This window comes from Nocardioides aquiterrae (assembly GCF_039526625.1).
In the GTDB taxonomy this organism is placed as follows: Bacteria; Actinomycetota; Actinomycetes; order Propionibacteriales; family Nocardioidaceae; genus Nocardioides; species Nocardioides aquiterrae.
Map to the genome: position 1 here is coordinate 1 of NZ_BAAAJE010000029.1, position 19,865 is coordinate 19,865.

Annotated in this window: 19 protein-coding genes; 10 read left to right on the top strand and 9 right to left on the bottom strand. The window is 73.9% G+C overall.

What is annotated here, in order from left to right; genetic code table 11:
• Window positions 1-231, bottom strand: a 231-nt coding sequence (locus tag ABD086_RS22130) for a hypothetical protein (RefSeq protein ID WP_343910263.1), incomplete at its 3' end; no start/stop codon positions are given.
• 324 nt (window positions 232-555) lie between these two features.
• Between ABD086_RS22130 and ABD086_RS22135 the strand changes: the two genes are divergently transcribed.
• Window positions 556-1,035: a hypothetical protein gene (locus ABD086_RS22135; protein ID WP_343910265.1), complete on the top strand. Its 480-nt coding sequence runs from the start codon at window positions 556-558 to the stop codon at window positions 1,033-1,035.
• Here ABD086_RS22135 and ABD086_RS22140 read toward each other — a convergent pair.
• Together ABD086_RS22140 and ABD086_RS22145 are read right to left on the bottom strand one after the other, a co-directional pair.
• Window positions 974-1,363, bottom strand: coding sequence for a pyridoxamine 5'-phosphate oxidase family protein (locus ABD086_RS22140; RefSeq protein WP_343910267.1), 390 nt, complete (start codon window positions 1,361-1,363; stop codon window positions 974-976). The genes ABD086_RS22135 and ABD086_RS22140 overlap by 62 nt on opposite strands.
• 13 nt (window positions 1,364-1,376) lie before the next feature.
• On the bottom strand, window positions 1,377-2,255 hold the full coding sequence (locus tag ABD086_RS22145; RefSeq protein ID WP_343910269.1) for a universal stress protein: 879 nt from the start codon (window positions 2,253-2,255) through the stop codon (window positions 1,377-1,379).
• 108 nt (window positions 2,256-2,363) lie between these two features.
• Here ABD086_RS22145 and ABD086_RS22150 point away from each other — a divergent pair, with 108 nt between their 5' ends.
• The gene (locus ABD086_RS22150; RefSeq protein WP_343910271.1) at window positions 2,364-2,762 is read left to right on the top strand and encodes a pyridoxamine 5'-phosphate oxidase family protein; all 399 of its coding nucleotides are present in this window, start codon (window positions 2,364-2,366) and stop codon (window positions 2,760-2,762) included.
• Here the strand turns inward: ABD086_RS22150 and mmuM are convergent.
• Together mmuM and ABD086_RS22160 are read right to left on the bottom strand one after the other, a co-directional pair.
• Window positions 2,734-3,600, bottom strand: a complete 867-nt coding sequence (gene mmuM, locus ABD086_RS22155) for a homocysteine S-methyltransferase (protein ID WP_343910272.1) — start codon at window positions 3,598-3,600, stop codon at window positions 2,734-2,736. The two genes, ABD086_RS22150 and mmuM, sit on opposite strands and share 29 nt — an antisense overlap.
• Before the next feature lie 12 nt (window positions 3,601-3,612).
• On the bottom strand, window positions 3,613-4,476 hold the full coding sequence (locus ABD086_RS22160) for a universal stress protein (protein ID WP_343910274.1): 864 nt from the start codon (window positions 4,474-4,476) through the stop codon (window positions 3,613-3,615).
• Window positions 4,477-4,616: 140 nt separating this feature from the next.
• Between ABD086_RS22160 and ppdK the strand changes: the two genes are divergently transcribed.
• From ppdK to ABD086_RS22185, 5 genes are all read left to right on the top strand, one after another.
• On the top strand, window positions 4,617-7,256 hold the full coding sequence (gene ppdK / locus ABD086_RS22165; RefSeq protein WP_343910276.1) for a pyruvate, phosphate dikinase: 2,640 nt from the start codon (window positions 4,617-4,619) through the stop codon (window positions 7,254-7,256).
• Between the two features lie 89 nt (window positions 7,257-7,345).
• A complete protein-coding gene (locus tag ABD086_RS22170) occupies window positions 7,346-7,768 on the top strand; it encodes a CBS domain-containing protein (protein ID WP_343910278.1) in 423 nt (140 codons plus the stop codon).
• Window positions 7,765-8,781, top strand: coding sequence for an alcohol dehydrogenase AdhP (gene adhP, locus ABD086_RS22175; protein ID WP_343910280.1), 1,017 nt, complete (start codon window positions 7,765-7,767; stop codon window positions 8,779-8,781). Before ABD086_RS22170 ends, adhP begins: the two co-directional genes overlap by 4 nt.
• 8 nt (window positions 8,782-8,789) lie before the next feature.
• Window positions 8,790-9,425, top strand: coding sequence for a hypothetical protein (locus tag ABD086_RS22180; protein WP_343910282.1), 636 nt, complete (start codon window positions 8,790-8,792; stop codon window positions 9,423-9,425).
• A gap of 315 nt (window positions 9,426-9,740) precedes the next feature.
• Window positions 9,741-10,049 carry an STAS domain-containing protein gene (locus ABD086_RS22185; protein WP_343910284.1) on the top strand — a complete coding sequence of 103 codons (309 nt, stop codon included), beginning with the start codon at window positions 9,741-9,743 and terminating at the stop codon, window positions 10,047-10,049.
• Between the two features lie 162 nt (window positions 10,050-10,211).
• On the opposite strand, the gene ABD086_RS22190 is transcribed toward ABD086_RS22185, so the two are convergent.
• The 3 genes from ABD086_RS22190 to ABD086_RS22200 all read right to left on the bottom strand — a co-directional run bounded on the left by ABD086_RS22190 (window position 10,212) and on the right by ABD086_RS22200 (window position 14,366).
• Window positions 10,212-12,215: an ATP-binding protein gene (locus ABD086_RS22190; protein WP_343910352.1), complete on the bottom strand. Its 2,004-nt coding sequence runs from the start codon at window positions 12,213-12,215 to the stop codon at window positions 10,212-10,214.
• A 77-nt stretch (window positions 12,216-12,292) separates the two neighbouring features.
• Window positions 12,293-13,396, bottom strand: coding sequence for a potassium channel family protein (locus tag ABD086_RS22195; protein ID WP_343910286.1), 1,104 nt, complete (start codon window positions 13,394-13,396; stop codon window positions 12,293-12,295).
• A 10-nt stretch (window positions 13,397-13,406) separates the two neighbouring features.
• Window positions 13,407-14,366, bottom strand: coding sequence for a YihY/virulence factor BrkB family protein (locus tag ABD086_RS22200; protein ID WP_343910288.1), 960 nt, complete (start codon window positions 14,364-14,366; stop codon window positions 13,407-13,409).
• Window positions 14,367-14,383: 17 nt separating this feature from the next.
• On the opposite strand from ABD086_RS22200, the gene ABD086_RS22205 reads away from it, so the two are divergent.
• A complete protein-coding gene (locus tag ABD086_RS22205) occupies window positions 14,384-16,036 on the top strand; it encodes an acyl-CoA dehydrogenase family protein (protein WP_343910290.1) in 1,653 nt (550 codons plus the stop codon).
• 89 nt (window positions 16,037-16,125) lie between these two features.
• On the opposite strand, the gene ABD086_RS22210 is transcribed toward ABD086_RS22205, so the two are convergent.
• On the bottom strand, window positions 16,126-17,478 hold the full coding sequence (locus ABD086_RS22210; protein ID WP_343910291.1) for a cation:dicarboxylate symporter family transporter: 1,353 nt from the start codon (window positions 17,476-17,478) through the stop codon (window positions 16,126-16,128).
• A gap of 110 nt (window positions 17,479-17,588) precedes the next feature.
• On the opposite strand from ABD086_RS22210, the gene ABD086_RS22215 reads away from it, so the two are divergent.
• Window positions 17,589-19,193 (top strand): sensor histidine kinase, encoded by a 1,605-nt coding sequence (locus ABD086_RS22215; protein WP_343910293.1) that lies wholly within the window; start codon window positions 17,589-17,591, stop codon window positions 19,191-19,193.
• On the top strand, window positions 19,190-19,864 hold the full coding sequence (locus ABD086_RS22220; RefSeq protein WP_343910294.1) for a response regulator: 675 nt from the start codon (window positions 19,190-19,192) through the stop codon (window positions 19,862-19,864). Before ABD086_RS22215 ends, ABD086_RS22220 begins: the two co-directional genes overlap by 4 nt.
• Window position 19,865 lies beyond the last annotated feature (1 nt).

Genomic DNA, 19,865 nt, shown 5'->3' on the forward strand with positions numbered 1-19,865 from the left:
CCCCTCGGCGCGCCGCGCGCGGTCCGCGGCGGCCGCCCGCACCTCGTCGGCCCAGATGGCGTCGCGCGCCAGCCGGTCCCGCAGCGCGGCCAGCCGGTCCCGGTCCCCTGCATCGGCGTCGCGTGCCGCGGCGGCGGCGTCGCGGGCCGACCCCTCGGCGTCGCGCTCCCTCGCGGCGGCGTCGCGGGCGTCCGCCTCGTCGTCCCGGTCGGATGCGTCCTGCCGCACCATCTCGCCAGCGTAACTCCGCCGGACATGGGTGACCCCGGTGGCGTCTCGGGTCACCACCGGGGTCGACTCCAAGTGTAGCCGCGGAGCCTCCCGCACCGAAAGGCCGGCGCGCGCCTTGAGGGAACCTGGAGATCGGCGTACGTCAGGTCTCACGCCAGGAAGCCGATGAGGAATGCGAGGAAGACCCCGCACAGGAAGACCAGGTTCCAGGTCAGCACGGTTCACCTCCGGGGGGTACCTCCACTAGATCGCGCCCGGGGTCGCCGGGCAAGGACCACCCCGGGCTGGTCCAGATCATTCGAACACATGTTCTACCTTGAGCCGGTGAGGAGGACTCCGGGGACGCCGCGGCACGTGTGGGTGAACGTCACCGGCGACCCGCAGTGGTCGCGGCCGGGGCTCGCGCTCAGCACCCGCGAGGTCGGGACGCGCACCGAGTCCTGGACGGTGAGCGCCGTGGTCGAGCGGCCGAGTGGCACGCTCCGGGTGCGCCAGGGCTGGACCCGCGGGGAGCACCTCGCGGAGCACGGCCCTCCCCCGGCGCCGCGCGCCCCCCGGCACGTGCTGGTGCGCCTCGGACCGGACTCGCTCGACGTCCACCCGGGGCTGCTGCTGTTCTGGTGGGGCCTGCCGGCCGTCGGCGGCGCCCAGTGGCTCGCCTGGGTCGTCTGGGCCTCCGGCGGCGGCCACCACGAGATCGAGGCCCACCAGGGCTGGCTGACCTCCGACCAGCTCGCTCCGGTCAGCGCGGGCGGTGGACCTCGAAACGGCGTCCCGTCACGGCGGCCGGCACGAGCTGGATGACGTCGTACTTGAAGGTGGGCAGCCAGGACACGGTCGCCACGTCCGCGAACGCCTCGGCGGGACCCTCCTCGACGTGCTGGAGCCGACCCCGCACCAGCACCGACCAGGCCTCCTCCCCGCGCAGGTCGTCGATCTCGAGGGCGGCCTCGGCGTGCAGCTCGGACGCCAGCAGCTTGTTGCCCTCGCCGGTCGCGACCAGCACCACGTCGTCCCGGACGACGTAGTTGACGGGTACGACGTGCAGCTCGTCGACGAGCCGGTACCCGAGCCGGCCGACGCTCTCCTGCTGCAGCAGCGCCCAGCACTCCTCGACGGTCAACGTGGTCATCGTCGCGCTCCCCTCAGGTCCGGTCCACCACCATCACCGGACCGGCCGCGTGCCGCAGGACGGTCCGGGTCACCGCGCCCAGGTGCGGGCCGATCGCCCGCTCCCGCCGCCGGTTCAGCACGACGAACGCCGACACCAGCGACGCCCCGACGAGCGCGTCCGCCGGCCGCCGCCAGTCCACCGCGGTCGAGACGTCGACGTCCGCGTGGTCGGGCAGCTTGGCGAGCGCGCGGTCGAGCCGCTCCTCGGCGTCGTGCACCCACTCGTCGCGCGTCGTGTTGCCGAAGACCAGGTCCTGGTACGGCTCCGCCAGCCACGCCGCGTGCACGACCACCAAGGGACGCCCGGTCTCCCGCGCGAACGCCAGCGCGGTCTCGACCTGCGCGAGCGCCTCGTCGGGATGGTCGACGCCGACGGTCACCGGCCGCGGCTCGTAGGGGCCGCGCCGCCAGGCGGCGGGCACGACGACCACGGCTGCGTGCGCCCGCGCCGCGACCCTCGTCGAGACCGACATGGTGAGCAGCCGGTCGGCGGAGTCGTGGCGCTCGAGGAAGACGATGCCGTCGGGCGGGACACGGTCCGCGATCGTCGTCGACACCCGGCCGACGAGCAGGTGCGTCGTGTACGGCACCCGGCCACCGCCTCGCGAGCGCACCCGGTCGGCCGCGGAGGTCAGCACCCTCCGGCCGACCTCGGTGAAAGCCGCGTCCAGGGACTGGACCGCCTCCACGCCGACGGGGACGCTGACGAGCGAGTGGACGACGTGCAGCAGCTCCAGACCGGCCTGCCGCCGCTCGGCCTCGGCGACGGCGAGGTCGAGCACCCCGTCGTGGACGCCTTCGGGACCGACGGCGACCACCACGTCGTACTCGCTGCGGGTCGTCTCGCTCACGCCCTCATGCTGGGCTGCCGGCGCGGCGCCGGGTCAGGGTCGGCCGCCCGCGGCCCGCGGGACCTTGGTCACTGGCTCCGGCGGGGGGTCATCCGCCACGGTGGGGGCATGACCACCCACAACGTCGCGACCCTGCTCGCCTACGACTGCTGGAGCCTGCTCGGCGAGGCCGAGATCGCCCGGGTCGCGTGGCAGGGCGCCGACGGCATCGCGCTGGTCCCGGTGAACTACGCGGTGGGCGAGGCGGCGATCTGGTTCCGCGTCGAGCCGGAGTCGAAGCTCGCGCGGGAGTGCGACGGTCAGCAGGTCGTCGTCGAGGTCGACCGTGTCGACTCCGAGACCCGGACCGCCTGGAGCGTGGTCGTGGTCGGGATCGCCCACCTGGTCGACGAGCTCGACGTCCCCGACACCCTGATCGAGATGCGGGTCTGGCCCGGCGGACCGCGGCGGCGCTTCGTGCGCGTCGAGCCGGACCGGCTCACCGGCCGCCGGCTGCTGAGCGCCTGACCAGCGCCGCGATGTCGGCGGGGCCGGTGCCGCAGCAGCCCCCGACCAGCTCCGCTCCGGCCGCGACCCAGGCGTCCACGAGGCCGAGGTCGAGCGGCCCGCCGTACACCCACCGCTTCGCCGCCGGATCCCAGCTGCCGCCGCGGTTCGGGTAGGCGACCGCCGGGACACCGGTCGCCGCCACCGCAGCGCGGACCGCGCCGAGCACGTCGTGCTGGTCCGTGCAGTTCACCCCCGCGGCGCGCAGCCACGGCCGGCCCGCCAGCACGGCGTACGCCTCGGGAAGCGGCTGGCCCGCGCTGGTGAGGTCGCCCCGGACGGAGTAGCTGAACCACGCGGGCACGCCGAGCTCGTCGAGCAGGTCGGCCAGCACCGCGGCCTCGTCGGCGTCCGGGATCGTCTCCACCGCCAGCAGGTCCGGCCCCGCGGCCGCGAGCAGCTCGAGCCGGGACCCGTGGAAGTCGCGCAGCCGCGCGACGGGCACGCCGTACCGGCCGCGGTACTCCGAGCCGTCGGCCAGGAACGCGCCGTACGGCCCGACGGAGGCCGCGACCAGCAGACCCGGGTCGCCGAGGGAGTCGCGGACGGCGCGCGCGATCGTGACGCTCCGCGTCACCAGCCCCGCCGCGTCGTCGTACCCGGCGGCCCGGAAGCCCGCCAGGCTGGCCTGGTAGCTGGCGGTGGTGGCGACCTGCGCACCGGCTCGGTAGAACGCGCGGTGGGCCGCCGCGATGCGCTCCGGCTCCTCGGCGAGCAGCCGGGCGGTCCACAGCGCGCCCGAGAGATCCGCACCCTGCTCCTCGAGCGCGGTCGAGAGCCCGCCGTCCAGCACCAGCACGGCGCCATCGTCTCAGGAGACGATGAAGAGCTTCCGCCGCGCGGCCTCGTGGAGGTGCGGGTCGCGCGGGGTCGTCAGCAGCACCGGGCAGCAGGACTCGCGCAGCACCGAGCGCGCGACCGGTCCCAGGTGCGAGCCCGCGGGGACGACCGTGGCGTGCCGGCCGAGCACCACGAGGTCGGCGTTCCAGGAGGCGGCGATCAGCGTCTCGGCCGGTCGGGCCTGGCGGACCTGCACCTCGACGGGTACGCCGGACGCCCGCGCCCCGACCGCGTCCAGGGCCAGGTCGAGCCCCTCCTCCAGGACCGCCTGCCAGCCCGTCTCCGAGACCTTGGTCACCGGCGGGCGCCACCACGTGGACACCACGACCAGCCGGGCCCGCCGCTCCTTCGCGGCCCGCAGGGCCGCGGCGAGGACGTCGGTGGACTCCCCCGGGTCGTCGATGCCGACCACGACGGTCGGCGGGCCGACGCGCGGCTGCCAGCCGTCCGGGACGGAGACCACCGGGACCTCGACCCGGGCGCCCACGCCGCCGGTCACCGACCGGACGTAGGGATGGGTGCGCTGCGACTCCGCGCACCGCCCCACGACCACCAGGTCCGCGCGCCCGGCGGCCTCCGCGACCACCTCGACGGCCCGCCCCGGAACCAGGCTGGCCGTGACGGGTGCCAGCCCGTCGAGGAGGGCGGTGGCGAGCCGGACGGCGGCGGCCAGGATCTCCGTGCCCTGGTCGATCCCCTCGTCACCCTCGGGGAGCGCGTGCACCAGGTGCAGCGCTGCGTGCCGACGCAGCGCCTCGTTCGCGGCGTACTCGATCGCCGCGCTCGAACCGCGTCCGCCGACGGCGACGACCACGGCAGAAGGTCGGGTGTCCATGGCTCCTCCTGGGCTCACCCCCACCCTCCGGCCGGCACGCCGCATCGCGTAGGGACCATCGGCCCGGATGCGGGGGCCGGGCGTCCCGCACCGGACCCCCGCTCTCGCCTCCGGGGGTGGCCCGGGTGCAGTCTCGGAGCATGCCGACCTACGTCTACGACTTCGACCAGGGCAACAAGGACCAGAAGGACCTCCTCGGCGGCAAGGGCGCCGGGCTCGCCGAGATGACGAACCTCGGACTGCCGGTCCCGCCCGGCTTCACGATCTCGACCGACGCCTGCCGCGCGTACCTGGCGGAGGGCGCCGAGCCGGCCGGCCTGGAGGCCGAGGTCGACGAGCACCTCCACACCCTGGAGGAGCGGATGGGCCGCCGGCTCGGCGACCCCGACGACCCGCTCCTGGTGTCGGTGCGGTCCGGCGCGAAGTTCTCGATGCCCGGCATGATGGAGACGGTCCTGGACGTCGGCCTGAACGACCGGTCGGTCGTCGGGCTGGCGGAGCAGAGCGGTGACGACCGGTTCGCGGCCGACTCGTACCGGCGGCTGCTCCAGATGTTCGGTACCACCGTGCTCGGCATCGACGGCGAGGCGTTCTCGGACCGGATGGACGCGGCCGACGAGCTCGACACCGAGCAGCTGCGCATGGTCGTCGAGGACTTCAAGGCCATCATCCGCGAGCACACCGGCCACGACTTCCCGCAGGACCCGCGCGAGCAGCTGCGGCTGGCGATCCGGGCGGTGTTCTCGTCGTGGAACACCCCGCGCGCCGCGCTCTACCGGCGCCAGGAGCAGATCCCCGACGACCTCGGCACGGCCGTCAACATCCAGGCGATGGTGTTCGGCAACCGCGGGCAGACGTCGGGCTCGGGCGTCGCGTTCACCCGGGACCCGGCGACCGGCGACCAGGGCCTGTACGGCGACTACCTGACCGACGCCCAGGGCGAGGACGTCGTGGCGGGCATCCGCAACACGATCGCGATCGCAGACCTGGCCGAGCTGGACCGGACGTCGTACGAGGAGCTGCTGCGGATCATGGCGACGCTCGAGAAGCACTACCGCGACATGTGCGACCTGGAGTTCACGATCGAGGACGGGCACCTGTGGATGCTGCAGACCCGGGTCGGCAAGCGCACCGCCGAGGCCGCCGTCCGGATCGCCGCGGACATGGTCGACGAGGGGCTGATCGACGAGGACGAGGCGCTGCGGCGGGTGACCGGGGACCAGCTGGTGGCCCTGATGTTCCCGCGCTTCGCCCCCGACCCGTCCCGGCAGCCGGTCACCACGGGCATGAACGCCTCCCCCGGCGCCGCCGTGGGCAAGGTCGCGCTGGACTCGGACACCGCGGTCGCGTGGGCGGAGCGCGGCGACGACGTGATCCTGGTCCGCAAGGAGACCACCCCCGACGACCTGCACGGGATGGTCGCCGCCCGCGGCGTGCTGACCAGCCGCGGCGGCAAGACGTCCCACGCGGCCGTCGTCGCGCGGGGCATGGGGCGCACGTGCGTCTGCGGCGCGGAGGCGATCCGGATCGACCTGGTGAACCGGAGGTTCGAGGTCCGCGGCGGCCCCACCGTCGAGGAGGGCGACGTCATCTCGATCGACGGCGGCACCGGCGAGGTGTTCGTCGGCGAGGTGCCGGTCAGCGACCCCGACGTGGTGCGGCGGCTCGAGGGCGAGGACGTCGACGACCCGGTCGCCGACGCGGTCGAGCGGCTCCTCGAGCGGGCCGACGCCGTCCGCCGCCTCGCGGTCCGCGCCAACGCCGACACCCCCGAGGACGCGATCCGCGCCCGCCGGTTCGGGGCGGCCGGCATCGGCCTGTGCCGCACCGAGCACATGTTCCTCGGCGAGCGCCGCGGCCTGGTCGAGGACCTGATCGTGGCCGAGGACGACGCCCAGAAGGAGCACGCGTTGACCGGGCTGGAGCCCCTGCAGCGCAGCGACTTCATCGAGATCCTGACCGCGATGGACGGGCTGCCGGTGACCGTGCGGCTCATCGACCCGCCGCTGCACGAGTTCCTGCCCGACCTGACCGACCTCGCGGTGCGCGTCGCGCTGGAGGACGAGCGGCACGACGAGGACGAGCGCGACCACCTGATGCTGGCCGCGGTCCGCCGCCTCCACGAGCACAACCCGATGCTCGGCCTGCGGGGCGTGCGGATCGGGCTGGTCATCCCCGGCCTGTTCGACCTGCAGGCCCGCGCGATCGCGGAGGCGACCGCCGAGCGGATCGCCGCGGGCGGCGACCCGCGGCCGGAGATCATGGTGCCGCTGGTGGCCAGCGAGCGGGAGCTGGCGCTGATCCGGGCCCAGCTCGAGGCGGTCGTCGCGACGGTGGCCGAGGAGCAGGGCGTGGCCCTGGACATCCCGATCGGCACCATGATCGAGCTCCCCCGGGCCGCCGTGACCGCGGACCGGATCGCCACGGTCGCCGACTTCTTCTCGTTCGGCACCAACGACCTGACCCAGACGGTGTGGGGGTTCTCCCGCGACGACGTCGAGGCGGCGTTCTTCCCGGCGTACCGCGACCAGGGCGTGTTCCCGGTGTCGCCGTTCGAGTCGCTGGACGTCGAGGGCGTCGGCGACCTGGTGCGGACCGCGGTGCGGCTCGGCCGCTCGACCAAGCCCGACCTGCACATGGGCGTGTGCGGCGAGCACGGCGGCGACCCGGCCTCCATCCACTTCTTCGACGAGGTCGGGCTCGACTACGTGTCCTGCTCGCCGTTCCGGGTGCCGGTCGCCCGGTGGGAGGCCGCGCGGGCGGTGCTCGGCGCGACCTGATCTGCCCGAGGTCCCCCGTCTCCGGGCCGTTGGGCCCTGCCCCGGCCCGGAGCGCCGACGGGAGGCTGGGACGGACAAGGAGGTGGCCCGTGCGAGTGCGAGACGTGATGACCTCGCCGGTCGTGACCGTCCACGTCGGCGACGGCCTGGACGTCGCGGCGCGGCTGCTGCGGAAGCACCGGGTGCGCGCGCTCCCCGTGGTCGACGACGCCGGGCACGTGCTCGGCATGGTGACCGACACCGACGTCGTCCGCGACGCCGTGCCGCGCGACCCCTGGGCCCGGGACCTGCACCCGTCGGCGGAGGGGCCCCACCCCGCCACCGTGGGCGACGTCATGAGCTTCCACCCGGTCGCGCTGCTGCCGGACGTCGAGCTGCCCGTCGCCGCGGACCTCCTCGTCACCAGCCAGCTCACCAGCCTGCCCGTCGTCGAGGACGGCGTGGTCGTCGGCATCCTGACCCGCCGCGACCTGGTGACCGTCCTCGCGCCACCCGAAGAGGAGAAACCATGAAGGCAGCCGTCGTCACCAGCTTCACCGAGCCCTTGGAGATCCAGGAGCGCCCGGTGCCCGAGCCCGGCCCCGGCCAGGTGCTGGTCCGCATCGAGGCCAGCGGCCTGTGCCACACCGACATCCACGCCGCGCACGGCGACTGGCCGGTCAAGCCGACCCCGCCGTTCGTCCCCGGGCACGAGGGCGTCGGGATCGTCGAACAGGTCGGGCCCGGCGTGACGCAGCGCGCGGTCGGCGACCGGGTCGCGCTCCCGTGGCTGGGCCACGCGTGCGGGCACTGCGACTACTGCGTGACGGGCTGGGAGACGCTCTGCGAGCAGCAGCAGAACACCGGCTACTCGATCGACGGCGGCTTCGCCGAGTACGCCGTGGCCGACGCGACGTACGCCGTCCCGGTCCCCGACGGGGTGTCGTCCTACGACGCCGCGCCGCTGACGTGTGCCGGCGTGACGACGTACAAGGCGATCAAGGTCGCCCACGTCCGTCCGTCCGAGAAGGTCGCGATCTTCGGTGTCGGCGGGCTCGGCCACCTGGCCCTGCAGTACGCCCGACTGGTCGGCGGCACCGTGATCGCCGTCGACGTCGAGGACGCGAAGCTGCGCCTGGCCACCGAGCTCGGCGCGGACCACGTGGTGAACGCCGCCGAGACCGACCCGGTCGCGGCGATCGAGGCGCTCGGCGGCGCGGACGTCGCCGTGGTGCTGGCCGTGCTGCCGTCGGTATTCGAGCAGGCGTTCGCGGCGCTGCGGCGCGGTGGCCGGCTGGTGTGCGTCGGTCTGCCGCCGGAGACCGACGGGCCGATGAGCCTGCCGATCTTCCCGACGGTCCTCAAGGGCATCTCGGTCATCGGCTCGATCGTCGGCACCCGGCAGGACCTCACCGAGGTCTTCGAGCTGCATGCGCTCGGCCGCACCCGGGTGGTCGCCGAGAGTCGCAAGCTGGACGACGTGAACGCCGCGATCGACGACGTGCTCGCCGGCCGTGCCCCGGCCCGGCTGGTGTTCGAGATGTAGGAGCGGCGATGGACGCCACCGGGCCCGTCGTGCTGGCCGTCCCCGACGACGACATCGACGCCGCGCTGCGGTTCGCCGTCGCCGAGGCGGCCGACCACGGGTCCGGGCTGCGGCTGGTGGCGTACGACGCCGCGGTGCTCGATCGCACGCTCGCCCGGGTCCGGGGCGTCCCGGCCGAAGGCCGGATCGTGCAGGGCACGCCGGTCCGCGCCGTCCTCGACGCCAGCGCCGACGCGCGGCTGGTGGTCGTCCGGCGGCGCGACCTGCTGCACCTGATCCGGGCGCTCACCGCGGACAACGACGTCCTCCCCACCGGCTGGTCGGACCCGCCCGTGGCGTGTGTGCCGCCGGACTGGGAGCCGCCGGCCGAGGAGCTCCCGGCGACGCTGGGGATCGAGCACGACGAGGACTGCGAGCGTCTCGTCGCGAGCGCCGAGGTGGTGTGCGGCGCGGTGACCGTGCGGACGGTGCACCTGGCCCACGCCCGGGCCGGCGCCGAGCTCGTGGCCCTCTCGGCGCGCTCGCGCCTGGTGCTGCTCGGGCGCAACGCCGCGGACGAGCGCGGTGGCACCCGGCTGGGCCGCACCGCCCGCACCGTGCTGCACGGCAGCGGCTGTCCCGTGGTCATGCTCCCGCCGCGGTGAACGCCGCGGTGAACGCCGCGGTCGACACGGAGGGCCGCCGAGGACAGGGAGTGGCCCGAGGGCAGCGACGACCTCGGGCCACCTCCCTGTCGACGATGCGTCCCGGGTTCCGTCCCCGGGAGGTGGGCCGCGCCGACGTCTCGGGTCACCGGCGCGGTCCATGAAGAGAGTAGGCAGACCGGGGTCGTCCGCGGGGGCGGTTTGCGCGAATCTGGAGGAAGTTCGTCATCCGGGTCCACCCCTCCGGGTCAGCCCATAGGGGTGGGGCCGGGCGGTCGGGCGCGGCGTACGGTGAGCGCAACAGACGGGACCCGGATGGACTTCTCGCTCAGCATCGCCCTCGACCCGCCCACCGCGACCCTGGTCGCGAACGGCGAGCTCGACATCTTCACCGCGCAGGAGGTCTCCCGTCGACTCGGGGAGCTGATCACCGCCGGGTGCACCCGCGTCCTGGTGGACCTCGGCGGCGTCACGTTCGCCGACGCGTCCGCGCTCGGGGTGTTCGCCCGGGCGCGCGCCGAGCTGGTGGCCCGGCAGGGCAGCATCGGGTTCCTGGCGGCCAGCCCGCCGTTCCGGCGGGTGTGCCGGCTCACCGGTCTGGACACGGTCTTCGACCTGAACTGACGGCGGAGTAGACGCCCCGCCGGGCCGGAGTGGCAGTGGCCGCCCGCTGACCCGATCCCCCGTGATGAGGCCTGCGGGCGGCTCACTCGGCTGCAAGGATCCGCGACGATCCCACCCCCAGGGCTCACCCCTCGGGGTGATCTGACGATGGGCGGCTGACCGTCAGCCGTCGTACGCCGGCAGCGTGAACTCGAAGACCGAGCCGGGTCCGTCGGGGTTCGGGAGGGCCACGATCGTGCCGTCGTGGCGGGTGACGATGCGGCGGACGATCGACAGGCCCAGGCCGCTGCCCTCGTAGTCGCGGTAGTGCGCCCGGTGGAACTCGTCGAAGATCAGCTCGCGCTCGTCGGCGGGGATGCCGATGCCGTTGTCGATGACCCGGACCGTCACGAACCCGAGCGCCCCGGCGGCGCCGCACACCGCGATCCGGGGCTCCACGCCGGGTGCGACGTACTTGAGGGCGTTGCCGACCAGGTTGTCGAGCACCTGCCGGACCAGGACCGGGTCGGCGAGCACGGGCGGGACCGGCCCGCAGAAGATCTTGTCCTCCGCGTGCCGAGCGGCGGCGACCTCGGCGACGAGCGCGCCGACCTCGACCCGCGAGACCTCCAGGTCGCGGGCACTGCTGGTGGCGTGCGCGAGCAGGTCGCGGATCAGCTCGCGCATCCGGCGCGCCGACGAGCGGACCCGGGAGACGAACTCGCGGGCGAGCTCGTCGTCCAGCGAGCCCGCGTCGAGCTCGTCGGCGATCATCTCGGTCCAGCCGTCGATCGCGGCGAGGGGGTTGCGCAGGTCGTGCGCCACGACGCCCGCGAACGCCGCGAGCTCCTCGCGGCGGGCATGGTCGAGCGTCGTGTCCCGGAACAGCACCAGGGCCCGGGCGCGCCCCCGCAGGCCGTCGCGCGGCAGCGGGATCGCGGACACCGCGACCACCCGGTCCGGTTGGTCGCCGGTGCGCACCAGGATCTCCACCTCGCGGGGGGTCTCCCCCGCGAGCGCCCGGCTGGAGGGCCGGTCCTCGTCGCGCATCGGGGTGCCGTCCGCCCACCGGTCGGACCGCGCCGCCAGCAGCTCGCGGGTCATCTCCGCCTCCGAGACCCCGAAGATCTCCGCCGCCGCGGCGTTGTGCAGCAGCACCTCGCCCGCGTCGTCGACCACGAAGAGGCCCTCGTTCATCGAGCCGATCACGGCCTGCCGGACGCTGGCCTGGTAGTCGGCCTCCTCCTTGGTACGCCGCAGCTCGGCGGCGAGCGCCTCGCGCTCGTCCCTGCCGGTCGAGAGGCCGAGGCCGGTGATGCAGATGGTCGCGACGTAGAACTCCGCGAGCAGGTACCCGAGGTCGGCGCGGTCGACGGCCGCGAACGGGCCGATGCCGGCCATGGTGAGGAAGATCGTCGCGACGCCGGCGACGAAGGAGTGCGCCGCGCTCAGCAGCGTCGAGAACCGCAGGCCCACCCACACGGTGGCGGCGAGCAGCGGGAACGCGAGCGGCAGCTCGTCGAAGGAGAACGCCAGCGCGTACATCCCGGCCGTGAAGACGGCCGTGGCGAACAGCTCGGCCCAGCTCGCGTTGCTCAACAGCCGCGGGCGCGGTGGCTCGCCGGTGAGCCGCTCCCCCACCAGCAGCCCGAAGGTCACGACGATGAACGCGCTGCAGGCGTTGCGCCCGAACCACAGCAGCCCGCCGAGGTCGAGGTCCTCGTGGGTGAGCGCGGTCCAGGCGATCGTCGCCAGCACCGCCCCGACCGCAGAGCTGAGCAGCAGGGTCGCGCCGAGACGGGCGAGCACGCGGGGCCGGTCGAGCGGCCGGTCGCCGCCACAGCCCCACAGGCCCGGACACCACCGGCGCAGCAGCACGACGGCGAGCAGGGACTGCACCAGCACCGCGACCGCGAGCGCCGCGGCGACCTCGGGCTCGGAGCCGAGCGCCAGGTTCAGGCCGAAGACCAGGACCAGCAGCAGGCCGCTGTCCCAGCTGAGCACCCGGGCGCCGCGGACCAGCAGCCAGAGCACGGCGAGACCGCCGGCCGGCAGCGCGGTGCCGAACCCGGGCGCGTGGTAGTCACTCGCGCGCGTGCCCAGCGCGATGGTCGCCAGCAGCCCGGCGAAGGCGAACGCTCCGCCGGGTCCGACGATTGCGCGCGGCTTCTCCCGGTCGCCCGGCATCCCCACTCCCCAACCTCAGGCCCCCACCCGTGCCAGCAGGCTAGCCCTCGGAGGCCTCCGGTGTGGGGAACTCGCCGCTACGCGTCGTCGGTGGCGAGGTCCTCGTCGTGGGTGCCCGGCCGGGGCGCCCAGGGCAGCTCCTTGGCGGGGCGGACCACGATCAGCCGGTCGCCGCGAGCGAGGAGGGTGACCACCGGGTCGAAGTAGCGGTAGACCTTCTCGTCGCGCACCACGGCGATCACCTGGTCGGGCAGCGACTGCGGCTGCTGGCCGACCTCCGAGACGAGCAGGTCGCGCTCGGCGACCTCGAGACCCTCGCCGTACGTCAGCAGGTCCTCCATCACCGAGCCGAGGGTCGGCGAGAGGGACGAGAGACCGAGCAACCGGCCGACGGCATCGGAGGAGGTGATCACCGAGTTTGCCCCCGACTGGCGCATCAGGGCGACGTTCTCCTGCTCGCGGACGGCGGCGACGATCCAGACGTCGGGGTTGAGCTGGCGGACGGTGAGCGTGGCGAGCACGTTGGAGTCGTCCCGGTTCGTCGTGATGATCACCTGGCCGGCGTTCTCGACGCCCGCCCGCCGGAGCACGTCGCGGCGGGTGGCGTCGCCGGTGACGACCGCGAGGCCGTCCGCGTGCGCCTCCTGCAGGGCCTCGGGGCCGGGGTCGACCACGACGATCGACTCGCGGTCGGTGCCGTTGTTGACGAGCGTGTCGACCGCGGCCCGCCCCTTGGTGCCGTAGCCGATCACGACGACGTGGGCTGACATCTTCTTCCTCCAGCGGGCGACTCGGAACATCTCGCGGCCCTGCGAGGCGAGCACCTCCAGGGTGGTCCCGATCAGCAGCACCAGGAAGGCGATGCGGAGCGGGGTGATGACGAACGCGTTGATCATCCGGGCGTGCTCCGCCACCGGGGCGATGTCGCCGTACCCGGTCGTGCTCAGCGTGACCGTCGTGTAGTAGATCGAGTCGACGAGGTCGACGCGGAAGTACGGCGGGTCGTTGCCGTCGCGGTACGCGTGCCGGTCCAGGTAGACCAGCATGACGGTGCCGACGAGGATCACGACGGCGAGCAGCAGCCGGCGGCCGAGCTCCCACCAGGGCGACCGGCCGGGGTCGGGCAGCGAGACCTTGCCGCGGGCCCGGCCCTGCGTGATGTCGCTGGAGTCGTCCGGCACGGGCGGCAATCTATCCGGTCTCGTCGCGCGACCCGAGGCGGCGCAGCCGCTGCACCAGCTCGAGCCGGGCCCGGGTGGTGGTCTTCTGCGGGAAGACCTCGTCGAACGCCGCGTTCACGGCGGCGCCGATCAGCACCGCGATCGACACCAGGTAGAGCCAGAGCAGCACGGCGATCGGCGCGGCGAGCGGCCCGTAGATCGACCGCGAGTCGGCGGCGGTCGCGGTGAGGAACCAGCGCAGCAGGTAGGAGCCGACCACCCAGCAGCACAGCGAGAACGTCGCGCCCGGGAGGTTGAAGCTCCAGTTCGTCTTCACCGGGACGGAGACGTGGTAGAGGGTCGCGAGGAAGCAGATGCAGATCACGATGACGGCCGGCCAGTAGAACGCCACCAGGACGTCCGCGCGCTCCGGCAGCCAGTCCTCGACCAGGCTCGGGCCGGCGACGACCAGCGGGATCGAGACGACGCCGGTGACGATCGCCAGCAGGTACAGCGCGAACGAGAGGGCGCGCGCCTTGATGATCCCGCGGGACCCGCCGAGCCCGTGCATGATCGTGATGGTGTCCACGAACACGTGCAGCGCGCGGGAGCCCGACCACAGGGCCAGCACGAAGCCCAGCGAGATCACGTCCAGGCGGCCGCCCTGCAGCACGTCGTCGATGGTCGGGGTGATGATCCGGTTGACGGCGTTCTCGGTCAGCGCCCGCTCGGACAGGTGGATGACCGCGTCCCGGACGTCGTTGATCTGCGCGGCGCTGAACTGGTCGGACACGAAGCCGATCGCGCCGGCGAGGGCGAAGACCAGGGGCGGGACCGACAGCACCGCGAAGAACGCCGCCTCGGCCGCCAGCCCGGTGACCCGGTACCGCAGGCAGGAGCCGACGGTCGTGACGACCAGGCGCCAGACCAGCTCGCGGGACCGGTGGAACCAGGCCACGACGGCACGCTCCACGCTCTCGACCCCGGACATGGATCTAACGTAAGGGCATGCGTTCGGAGATCCGGGTAGCCACGAACCAGGCACCCCTGCTGGCTGGTCACAACATCGTCACGGGCGACGCCGCGCTCGTGGAGGCGGTCACCCGCCACGCCTCGGCCGAGGTCGTCGAGGACCTCGCCGGCATCGGCGCCGAGGCGGGCACGGCGGAGGCCCGCGAGCACGGCATGCTGGCCAACCAGCACCACCCCGAGCTCGTCCCCTACGACCGCTGGGGCAACCGGGTCGACGAGGTGCGGTTCCACCCGTCCTGGCACTGGCTGATGGAGCGGGCGGTCGGGCACGGCCTGGCGGCCACCCCGTGGGAGCAGCAGGAGGCCGGCTCGCCGTACGCCCACGTGCGCCGGGCGGCCGGGTTCATGGCCTGGTCGCACACCGAGCCCGGCCACGGCTGCCCGATCTCGATGACGTACGCCGCGGTGCCGGCCCTGCGCGCCGACGAGGCGCTCGCGAAGGAGTGGACGCCGCTGCTGGCCTCCACGAAGTACGACCCGGGCGTCCGGCAGCCGTCGGCGAAGCGCGGGGCGCTCGCCGGCATGGGCATGACCGAGAAGCAGGGCGGGTCCGACGTGCGGGCCAACGTCACCGAGGCGCGCCCGACGGCGGTGGACGGCGAGTACACCCTGCACGGGCACAAGTGGTTCACGTCGGCGCCGATGAACGACGTGTTCCTGGTGCTCGCCCAGGCGGCCGGCGGGGTGACCTGCTTCGTGGTGCCGCGGGTGCTGCCCGACGGCAGCCGCAACCAGCTGGACGTGGTCCGGCTCAAGGACAAGCTCGGCAACCGGTCGAACGCCTCGTCGGAGCTGGAGTTCGACGGCACCGTCGCCCACCGGCTCGGCGACGAGGGCCGCGGCGTGCGCACGATCATCGAGATGGTGGCCGCGACCCGGCTCGACTGCGTGCTCGGCTCGACGTCGCTGATGCGGCGCGCGGTCAACGAGGCGTCCTGGCACGCCGCGCACCGCTCGGCGTTCGGGTCCCTGCTGGCGGACAAGCCGCTGATGCAGAACGTGCTCGCCGACCTCGCCGTCGAGGCGGAGGCCGCGACGGCCGTCGCGATGCGGCTGGCGTCGGCGGTGGACAACATCGCCGACCCGCACGAGACCGCGCTGCGCCGGATCGGGCTGCCGCTGGCGAAGTTCTGGGTCTGCAAGCGGACCCCGTACCTGGTCGCGGAGGCGCTGGAGTGCCTCGGCGGCAACGGGTACGTCGAGGAGTCCGGGCTGCCGCTGCTCTACCGGGAGGCGCCGCTGAACTCGGTGTGGGAGGGCTCGGGCAACGTCAACGCCCTCGACGTGCTGCGGGCGCTGGGCCGCGAGCCGGAGGTGCTCGACGCCTGGATCACCGAGGTCGGCCGCGCCCGCGGCGGCGACCCGCGCCTGGACCGCGCGATCGACGACACCCTCGCGCTGCTCGGCTCGCTGATGGGCGAGCCGGACCGGCTCGAGGTCAACGCCCGCCGGCTCGCCGGCCGGATGGCCGCGGTCCTCCAGGGTTCGCTGCTGGTCCGCTTCGCCCCGCCCGAGGTCGCCGACGTCTTCTGCGCCTCGCGGCTGGGTTCGGCGTACGACGGCACCTTCGGCGCCCTGGACGGCGGGGACCTGCGGGCGATCGTGGCGCGGGCGACGCCGGTGGCGTAGGCGGCTTGCGGGGTTCGGCTGTCAGCAGCCGAAACCCGCACGACACGCCGAGCCCCTGCGGCGTGTCGTGCGGGTTCCGGCTGCCAGGTTCAGCTCCGGCCCACCACTGCGGGCTCCGGCTCCCGCTCCGGGGCGTCGTCGACCATGGTGCGCTCGTCGAACGGCAGCTCGCCGGCGAGCACCCGGTCGAGGCGGTCCCGGTCGATGCCGTCGGTCCAGGTGCCGATGAGAACCGTGGCGACCGAGTTGCCGGCGAAGTTGGTCAGCGCGCGGGCCTCGGACATGAAGCGGTCGATGCCGACGATCAGGCCGACGCCGCCGACCAGGTCCGGCCGGTGCGACTGCAGGCCGCCCGCGAGCGTGGCCAGGCCGGCGCCGGTGACGCCGGCGGCGCCCTTGGACGCGATGATCATGAACACCAGCAGCCCGATCTGCTCGCCGATGCTCAGCGGGTCGCCCATCGCGTCGGCGATGAACAGGGTGGCCATGGTGAGGTAGATCGCGGTGCCGTCCAGGTTGAACGAGTAGCCGGTCGGCACGACGATTCCGACGGTGGTCCGCTCGACGCCGGCGTGCTCCATCTTCGCGATCAGCCGCGGCAGCGCCGACTCCGAGGACGAGGTCGCGAGGATCAGCAGGAACTCCCGGGCCAGGTAGCGGAACAGGGAGAAGATGTTGATGCCGGCCACCACCCGCAGCACGGTGCCGAGCACGACGAACACGAACAGCAGGCAGGTCACGTAGAAGCCCGCCATCAGGACGGCGAGGCTCTTGAGCGCGTCGAACCCGGTCTGTCCGACGACCGCCGCCATCGCGCCGAAGGCGCCGACCGGCGCGGCCCACATGATCATCGCGAGCACCCGGAAGACCAGCTTCTGGGCGTACTCCACGACGGTGAGGATCGGGCGCCCGGCGGACCCCATCTGCTGGAGCGCGAACCCGATCAGCAGCGCGACCAGGAGGGTCTGCAGCACGTCGCCCGACGTCAGCGAGGAGAACAGCGAGTCGGGGATGATCCCGAGCAGGAAGTCCGTCGTGCTCGCGTGCCCCTCCTCGGCCTGGGCCGCTCCCGCCGAGGCGACCTCGTCGGTGAGGTTCAGGCCCTCACCGGGGTGCAGCAGGTTGCCGACGACCAGGCCGATGGTGAGCGCGAACGTCGACATCACCAGGAAGTAGCCGATCGCCAGCAGGCCGACCTTGCCCACCCGGGCGGCGCTGGCCACGGAGCCGACGCCGAGCACGATCGTGCAGAAGATGATCGGCTGGATCATCATCTTGATCAGGCCGACGAACGCGTCGCCGAGCGGCTTCAGCTCGACCGCGAAGTCGGGGAACACCAGGCCGACCAGGATGCCGAGTCCGACCGCGAGGAGCACGGCGACGTACAGCCAGTGCGTGCGGGTGCGGGTTGCCGATCGTTGCGGGGTGCTGGCCGTGCTCATGGGTTCCTCCAAGGGGCCGCGGGCGGGTTCCGCTCGATGCTGTACCCCGTTGTGATGCCGGTCACCGTTGTGGTCATTGAGTTCGCGTCCGCTGCGGCACAATGCGCCTCATGCGCGTGCGGGCTCGGAGGCAGGAACCGTCCGTCGCACGCCAGGTGCTGCTGCTCCAGGTCCTCGTCGTGCTCGTGCTGGTCGCCGTGTCGGCCGGCCTGGCGGCGTACGACGCCCGGCGCGATGCGCGGGCGACGGCCGCCGAGCAGGCCGTGGCCGTCGCCGAGACGGTGGCCGACTCCCCCGCGGTCCGGGCCGCGCTGAGCACCCCCGACCCCAGCCGCCGGCTGCAGCCGTACGCCGAGCAGGTGCGCCACGACACCGGGGTCGACTTCGTCGTGGTGATGTCGCTCGACCGGATCCGCTACACCCACCCCGACCCCACCCAGATCGGCCGGCCGTTCGTCGGGGACCTCGGCGGCGCGCCCGAGGGAGCGGTGTTCACCCAGGAGTACACCGGCACGCTCGGCCCCTCGATCCGCGCCGTCGTGCCGGTCGAGCGGAGCGGCGAGGTCGTCGCGCTGGTCTCGGTCGGCATCTCCGTGTCCGCCATCGACCGGCAGCTGCGCCAGGACGTCGTGCTGATCCTCGTGGCGGCCGCCCTGGTCCTCGCGGTCGGCCTGCTCGGCACCTGGCTGCTCGCGCGCCGGGTGCGCCGCCAGACCCATGGGCTCGGCGAGCGGGAGATCGCCCGGATGTACGAGTACTACAGCGCGGTGCTGCACGCGGTGCGCGAGGGCCTGCTGCTCCTCGACGACGAGGGCCGGGTGCAGCTGGTCAACGACGAGGCCGTCCGACTGCTCGACCTGCCGCCGGACGCCGTCGGCCGCTCGGTCCACGACCTCGACCTGCCGCCCGGCCTGGTGGCCGCGGCGCTCGGGCGCGAGGCGGAGGCCGACGACATCTACGTGCGGGGCGACCGGGTGCTCGTGGTGAGCTCGGCACCCGCGACCTGGCAGGGGCGCGACGTCGGCGCGGTGGTCACGCTGCGCGACCACACCGAGCTGCGCTCGGTGACCGGCGAGCTCGACGTCGTCCGCGGGCTGACCGAGTCGCTGCGCTCGCAGAACCACGAGGCCGCCAACCGGCTGCACACGATCGTGTCGCTCATCGAGATGGGCCGACCCCAGGAGGCGGTCGACTTCGCGACCGACGAGCTGGCGGTCGCCCAGGCCCTGACCGACCGGCTGCTGGGCGCGGTCGGCGACCCCGTCGTCGCGGCGCTCCTGGTCGGCAAGAGCACCGAGGCGGCCGAGCGCGGCATCGAGCTGACCATCGAGGGCGAGGTGCCGGCCACGGCCGGCCTCGCGCCCCGCGACCTCGTGACCGTGATCGGCAACCTCGTCGACAACGCCTTCGACGCGGTCGCCGGCAGGGACGAGCGCCGAGTGGCGGTGGTCGTCGGCGGCGACGCGGACGCGGTCGTGGTGCGCGTCGGCGACAGCGGACCGGGGCTCGGCGACGACGAGGCGGCGCGCGTGCTCGAGCGCGGTTGGACCACCAAGGCGAGCGGCGGCGAGCGCGGCCTCGGGCTGGCGCTCGTGGGCCAGGTGGCGCGGACCCACGACGGCGACGTGACGATCGGGCGATCGGCGTACGGCGGCGCGGAGTTCGTCGTCACGCTGCGCGCGGCGCACCGGGTGGAGCGGCGGGTGGCGCCGTGAGCGTCCGGGTGCTCGTCGTCGAGGACGAGGCGGTCGCCGCGGAGGCGCACGCGGCGTACACGAACCGGGTCGAGGGGTTCGAGGTGACGGGGGTGGCCCGGTCGGCCGCCGAGGCGGTCCGGTTCCTCCAGGACCACGACGTGGACCTGCTGCTGCTCGACATGCACCTGCCGGACGGGCACGGCCTGGGGCTCCTCCAGCGGCTCCGCGCCGGCGGCCAGCTGTGCGACGTGATCGCGGTGACCTCGGCCCGCGACCTCGACGTGGTGCGCCGTGCGCTCGCCCAGGGCGTCGTGCTCTACCTCCTCAAGCCGTTCACCTACGCGACCTTCCGCGCCAAGCTCGAGCAGTACGCCGCGTACCGCGCCGGTCTGGACGCCGCCGACGCCGAGGTCGCCCAGGACGACGTCGACCGGCTGGTCGGCAGCCTCCGGTCGACGGCGACCGCGCCGCTGCCGAAGGGCATGAGCGACGAGACGCTGCGCGTGGTGCGGGCCGCGCTGCGCGACGCGGACGGGCCCCGGTCGGCGAGCGAGGTCGGCGCCGCCACCGGCACGTCCCGGGTCACCGCGCGGCGCTACCTCGAGCACCTCGCCGACTCCGGACAGGCCGAGCGCCGCCCCCGCTACGGGGGCAGCGGCCGGCCCGAGGTGGAGTACCGGTGGCGCTGAC